This window comes from Streptomyces sp. NPDC006265 (assembly GCF_040613555.1).
In the GTDB taxonomy this organism is placed as follows: Bacteria; Actinomycetota; Actinomycetes; order Streptomycetales; family Streptomycetaceae; genus Streptomyces.
The window spans coordinates 1-5,846 of sequence record NZ_JBEXSH010000572.1; the positions used below are offsets into that span (position 1 = coordinate 1).

Sequence of the window (5,846 nt, forward strand, 5' to 3'; positions counted from 1 at the left end):
GGGGCCTTTGACCTGTGTGCACTCGGCAGGATTCGAACCTGCAACCTTCTGATCCGTAGTCAGATGCTCTATCCGTTAAGCTACGAGTGCTTGTTCTGTTTTTTCGCCGCTCTCGGGCCTTCCGGCTCGCTCGCGGCGACAGGAAGAACATTACATGACTGCCGCCGCCATGTGAAATCCGTTAGCCATACCCCTTGTGAGCTGGGGAAACGGCACTTCCGGCCGCACTTCGAGGGTGCAACGACAGCGAAGCCCCGGTCGGGTGACCGGGGCTTCGTGATCGAGTGCGGAGGCGGAGGGATTTGAACCCTCGATGGGATGTAAGTCCCAAACCGCATTAGCAGTGCGGCGCCATAGACCGGACTAGGCGACGCCTCCAGCATCACTCCCGCGCGAGCGCGAGCGGTGCGTGCCGATGATGACACAGTCGAGCGTGCTGTCACCAATCGACCCCCACGGTACTAGGCGGGCGGGGCGCAGGGCAAAGGCCTTGTCAGGCCCCTGCGGGCCCCCGCCCGGGCGTGCGCGCGCAACGTCCGGGGCCGCGCCGCGTTAGGCAGGGCATGTTGCCTGCCACTCCCCGGGCCACCGCCCGCCCCGTCCTGCGGCGCCTCCTCGTCGGTGCCGCCGCCTCCGTCGCCGCCGCCGGGTCGCTGACCGCGGCGCCCCCGGCCGCGTATGCCCAGGCCGGCGGGTCCGACCTGCTGTCCCCCGTCAGGCCCGGCGACGGCCCGGACCGCGATCACCTCACCGTCACCGTGCGGAACGCCGGCGACGGGGCCGACGGAACCTTCGAGCTGTACTGCGGCCCCGACGGCGGCAGCCACCCCGACCCGAGCGGCGCCTGCGCCGCACTGGCGAAGGACACGCGGTGGGGGCAGGACGTCTTCGCACCCGCGCCGGAGGGCGGCTTCTGCACCATGCAGTACGGCGGCCCGGCCACCGCGCACGTCACCGGCACCTGGGCCGGACGGCCCGTCGACGCCACGTACGACCGCCGGGACGGCTGCCAGATCTCCCGCTGGGACCGGCTCGTGCCGCTCCTGCCGGGGGTGGGGAGCGACCGGGCTGCCAAGGGCTGAGCCGACCGCGGGCGCCTGAGCCGACCGCAGGCGCCTGGGCCGACTGTCGGGCCGTCGGGGCCCGGGGCGTCGCGGCGTCGGCCGGTGCCCCGCACCCGCCACCCCGCACCCCCCGGCCCCGCGCCCCGCACACCCCGTCCCCCCCCCACCCCATTTGCGCCACTCTCCGCCCCCATCACGCCAGCCCGGCCAAAAGGTACAGAAACGCCGTCGTCGTAAAGGTCCCGCGGAGGTCCCGCGACGTCGTCGCAGGAGGGCGGGCGTTTGGCGGTTACTCGGTCGTCAGTTCGGGGTCACCTCCTCGTGCGACCTCGCTCCCATCCGGCGTCGCGAGCGCAACCGCAGCCCTTAGACTCCCTCGCGTGACACGCCGCGGGACGGTTGGCAAGATGGCCCGAGCGGTCGGCAAGGTGCGGTAACAGGGAGGAAGCGTCTCGTGAGCAGCAGGCCATCCCGAGGCGCTGCTCGCCTCGCAGCCATACTGGACGCCCTCCCTGACGCGTTGGTGCTGGTCAACGCCAACGGCACGGTCGTCAACGCCAACACCATCGCCCTGGAGGCCTTCGAGACCCCGGGGACCGCTCTGGTGGGCCGCGGGCTGCTCGATCTGCTGCCGCAATTCGACTCCAAGCTCATCCCCGGCTCCATGCGGCGCCCGGAACACCTCGATCCGCACGCCCGGACCAAGCCCACCCGGATGATCGCGCGCAGGACCGACGGGACCGAGTTCCCCGTCGAGGTCACCAGTGCGAATCTGGAGAACGGGCAGCAGGCCTACGACGGTTACGGGTACAGCGGTGACGAGCTGCTCATGCTCGTCGTGAGGGACCTGACCGGGACCGTGGACACCGAGGCCGAGCTCGCGCGCTCGCAGCGGCAGACCGAGATGATCCTGCGGGCCGCGTCCGAGGGCGTCGTCGGCACCGACACCGACGGACGGATCGTGCTCGTCAATCCGGCCGCCGCCCAGATACTGGGATTCCGGGCCAGCGATCTCGGCGGACGCAAACTGCACGACCTCGTCCTGCACTCGCGCCCCGACGGCTCGCCCTTCCCCTACGAGGACTCGCCGCTCGCCGACACCCTGCGCTCCGGGCGCAAGCACCGGGTGCGCGGGCAGGTGCTGTACTCCAAGGACGGCGGCAAGGTGCCGGTCGACCTGACGACCGCGCCCGTGCGGGACGGCGAGCAGCTCGTCGGCGCCGTGATGACCTTCACCGACCGGCGGCCGTACGACGCCGTCGTCGAGGAGAAGAGAGCGGCGGAGAAGCAGCATGCCGAGGAACTGGAGCGGATCGCCGAGGAGCACGCCTCCGAGCTCACCGCACTGCGCCAGCAGCACGTCACCGAGCTGGAGGAGCTGACCGAACGGCACGCCGAGGAACTCGCCGCGGGCGAGGACCGCTACGCCGCCCTCGGGGAGCGCGAGAAGGACCGGTTCGAGGCGCTCGCCGCCCGGCACGAGCAGCTGCTGACCCTGCTGGGCCGGTCACTGCGCGGACCGCTGGAGGAGCTGCGCCGCGAGCTGGCCGCACTGGCCGCCGACGACGCCGGGCAGCTGTGGCCCGAGGCCAACCAGGTGCTGCACCACCTGTCGGCCGGCTACTCGCGCATCACGACGCTGATCGACAACGTCCTCGGCTACCAGCGGCTCGACACCGGCGGCGAGAGCGTCTCCCGTACGAAGGTGATGCTGGACGCCGTCGTCGCGGCCGGCGTCGACGGTGCCGTCGAGCTGATCGGGCCCGGGCGGGTGCAGTTCGCCGTGCACGCGCCGCCCATCGAGGCCGAGGTCGATCCCCGGCTGCTCGCGACCGCCCTCGCGCATCTCGTCGCCGACGTGGCCGGGGTCGACGCGACCGGCAACACGCCCGTGTCGGCGGGCGGTTACCTGGACAACACCGTCGTGGTGGCGGCGGCGCAGCGCGGCGAGGTCGTACGCATCGAGGTGCGCGGGCCGTACGCCGGTGGCGACACCGTGCACGAGCCCATCGTGCGCGGGATCGTCCGGGCCCACGGCGGTGTGCTTCAGACGCATGACGTGCCGGGGATGAGCGGGAGCGCGTACGTCCTCGAGGTGCCGATCGGAGGCGGGGCCGGGGCCGTTGCCGCCCAGCCGGTGGACGAGTCCGCCGCGCTCGCCCTCGTCGACCCCGCCGATCAGACCTCCGGTGGGGGGCGGCGCCGGGGGCGGCGGGCCACGACCGACGCCTTCCTGGACGGAGACGTTCCGGGTGGTGAGGCGACGCGGCGCTCGACCATGGCGGCGGCCTCGGCCGGGGTGCGCGCGGTGGCGAGGATCAAGTCGGCCTCGTCCTCGGCGAAGACGCACCCCGCGGTGCGCAGGGCGGCGACGACGGAGTCACGGGAGGACGGTGTGGAAGGGGGGACGGCAGACACAGACGGCATGGAAGCCCAGAAGCCTTTCGGAAACCGAAGGGCGCTCCGGCGATCGCCTACGACCGGCGATCCGCGCGACGTCGAGAGGAGAGCACCCGAGCTGACACAGCGGTAATGGGTCTCACCTCCTCGGCTTCCGGCGACCGGGTCCCCGCCCGGCCGGACGGCAACTCTACCCCGACGGGCCGGCCGGCGGGTACGGCGACGGTGACGCCGTCCGGCCGGGTGGTTGGGTTATGCAACCATGGAGGGAGCCGAGCACCACCGTGGTGAGGGAGGTCCCGTGCACACCGCCGACGCCGTCGAGACCATCCAGCGGGAGATGACGGTGTTCGCCCGCCGGGCCCGGGCCGCCGCGGGCCGGATGCACCCCGAGCTCTCGCTGGTGTCGTACACGCTGCTCGGGCATCTGGAGGAGGTCGGCGGCTGCCGCGCCACCGACCTGGCCGCCCACTACGCCCTGGACAAGTCCACCGTCAGCCGCCAGGTGGCCGCCCTGGAGCGTGCCGGCCTCATCGAGCGCCGCCCGGACACGACGGACCAGCGCGTCCAGGTGCTGCACCTGACGCGGGCCGGGCGGCACATCCTGGCGCAGGTCACCGAGAGCCGGCGGGCGGCCTTCCGGGAGCGCCTGGCCGACTGGCCGGCGGAGGACCTGAGCCGGTTCGCCGAGTATCTCGTGCGCTACAACGCCTGGCCCGGCCCCGGCCGGGAGGAGTAGGCCGCACTCCCCGTACGGTTGAATACGCAATCACTGATCATCCGGTCCGGCGGGCACCGTCGGCCCGGCCCGGAGGCACCACCGCATGCACATCACCCGAGGCTTCACCGGGCGCCCGCGCGCCGCCGACCCCGGTCTGCCACCCGGCCAGTACGACACGGGCGACGACTGGCCCGTCCTGTCCGCCGAGGTCACTCCCGAGCTGACGCCCGCCGACTGGACGTTCCGCGTCGACGGGCTGGTGGCCGAGCCCCGCACCTGGGGCTGGGACGAGGCGCACCGGCTGCCCCCGTCGGCGTACGAGGGCGCCATCCACTGTGTGACGAGCTGGTCGAAGTTCGGGGTGCGGTTCGCCGGCGTGTCCCTGGACCCGTTCCTGGATGCGGTCCGGCCCCATGGGTCGGCCACCCATGCCGTCGCCTATGCGCACACCGGCTACACCGCGAGCCTCCCGCTGGCCGACCTGACCGGCGGGCGCGCCTGGATCGCGTGGGAGTACGACGGGAGGCCCCTCGCCCCCGAGCACGGGGGCCCGGCGCGGCTGGTGGTGCCGCACCTGTACTTCTGGAAGAGCGCCAAGTGGATCGCGGGCCTGCGGATCCTCGACCACCACGAGCCGGGCTTCTGGGAGCAGAACGGCTATCACGAGCGGGGAAACCCGTGGGAGGAGCAGAGGTATTCCGGTGACTGAGACCGCCGTGACAGAGACCTTCGTGCCTCCGACACGGTTCGCCGTGCCCGGGCGCATCGCCGTGAGCGAGCAGGCCGCGTCCGAGTGGCAGACCGCCACGGTCACCGAGATCCGCCGCGAGACCCCCCGCGCCGCCACCTTCCGGCTCGCCGTGCCCGGATGGCCGGGGCACCTGCCCGGCCAGCACCTGATGGTGCGGCTGACCGCCGAGGACGGCTACGCGGCCCAGCGGCACTACTCGATCGCGTCCGCGCCGGACGACTGCGGGCATGTCGAGCTGACCCTGGACCACGTCGAGGGCGGCGAGGTCTCGGGCTGGTTCCACACCGTCGCCCGGCCCGGCGACCGGGTCGAGGTGCGGGGCCCGGTGAGCGGCTTCTTCGCCTGGCCGGGCGACCGGCCCGCGCTACTCCTAGGCGCCGGTTCCGGCGTCGTCCCGCTGATGTCGATGGTCCGGCACCACCGGGCACGGAACCTGACTGTGCCGCTGCGGCTGCTGGTGTCCGCGCGCAGCCCCGAGGAGCTCCTCTACGCCCGGGAGTTGGGTGCGGAGACGACATCTGTCTTCACGCGGAGCGCGCCTGCGGGGACGACGGTCGGACGTATGGCGGCCGCACATGTGGCGCCGCTCCTGGCCGAGCAGCCCTCTGGTGGGTGGGAGGCCTATGTGTGCGGCTCCAACTCCTTCGCCGAGCACGCCTCCAGGCTGCTGGTGACGGCCGGTCAGCCGGTGCACCGGATCCGCATCGAGCGTTTCGGCTGACCCCGGTTTCGTCGCGGTCGTCCCGGGCACCCAGGCGCGGGCCGCTCCCGCCGTGTATACGGCCCTGGAGCGATCGATGTGCGCCGGAGGGGGTACCCCTCCGGACAACAACACCAACAGCTACCCGAAGGGCGTCGGCAACGTCCTCGACGTCACCGCCCCGCTCGCGGCGCAGTCGGGTCCCGGACA

The 5,846-nt window shown here is 72.5% G+C and carries 4 protein-coding genes, 2 tRNA genes and 2 pseudogenes; 5 read left to right on the forward strand and 3 right to left on the reverse strand.

The features are described from left to right. Nucleotides 1–17 precede the first annotated feature (17 nt). A tRNA-Arg gene (locus tag ABZ281_RS34115) sits at nt 18–90 on the reverse strand. A gap of 197 nt (nt 91–287) precedes the next feature. After that, nucleotides 288–378 (reverse strand) — tRNA-Ser (locus tag ABZ281_RS34120). A 188-nt stretch (nt 379–566) separates the two neighbouring features. Here ABZ281_RS34120 and ABZ281_RS34125 point away from each other — a divergent pair. Then, nucleotides 567–1,082, forward strand: coding sequence for an SSI family serine proteinase inhibitor (locus ABZ281_RS34125; protein WP_356661849.1), 516 nt, complete (start codon nt 567–569; stop codon nt 1,080–1,082). Nucleotides 1,083–1,518: 436 nt separating this feature from the next. Next, nucleotides 1,519–3,312, forward strand: a pseudogene (locus tag ABZ281_RS34130) (PAS domain-containing protein); the annotation flags it as partial. 11 nt (nt 3,313–3,323) lie between these two features. On the opposite strand, the pseudogene ABZ281_RS34135 reads toward ABZ281_RS34130, so the two are convergent. Further along, nucleotides 3,324–3,491: pseudogene (locus tag ABZ281_RS34135) on the reverse strand (putative protein N(5)-glutamine methyltransferase); the annotation flags it as partial. Nucleotides 3,492–3,765: 274 nt separating this feature from the next. On the opposite strand from ABZ281_RS34135, the gene ABZ281_RS34140 reads away from it, so the two are divergent. The 3 genes from ABZ281_RS34140 (at nt 3,766) to ABZ281_RS34150 (ending at nt 5,657) form a co-directional block, all read left to right on the forward strand. After that, nucleotides 3,766–4,203, forward strand: a complete 438-nt coding sequence (locus ABZ281_RS34140) for a MarR family winged helix-turn-helix transcriptional regulator (RefSeq protein WP_356661851.1) — start codon at nt 3,766–3,768, stop codon at nt 4,201–4,203. A gap of 85 nt (nt 4,204–4,288) precedes the next feature. Next, on the forward strand, nt 4,289–4,894 hold the full coding sequence (locus ABZ281_RS34145) for a sulfite oxidase-like oxidoreductase (RefSeq protein WP_356661853.1): 606 nt from the start codon (nt 4,289–4,291) through the stop codon (nt 4,892–4,894). Nucleotides 4,895–4,901: 7 nt separating this feature from the next. Beyond that, the gene (locus ABZ281_RS34150; RefSeq protein ID WP_356661855.1) at nt 4,902–5,657 is read left to right on the forward strand and encodes a ferredoxin reductase; all 756 of its coding nucleotides are present in this window, start codon (nt 4,902–4,904) and stop codon (nt 5,655–5,657) included. Nucleotides 5,658–5,846 lie beyond the last annotated feature (189 nt).

Bases quoted from the DNA above. Each gene is read 5' to 3' on its own strand.
- ABZ281_RS34145 (WP_356661853.1), top strand. From the start codon at position 4,289: ATGCACATCACCCGAGGCTTCACCGGGCGCCCGCGCGCCGCCGACCCC.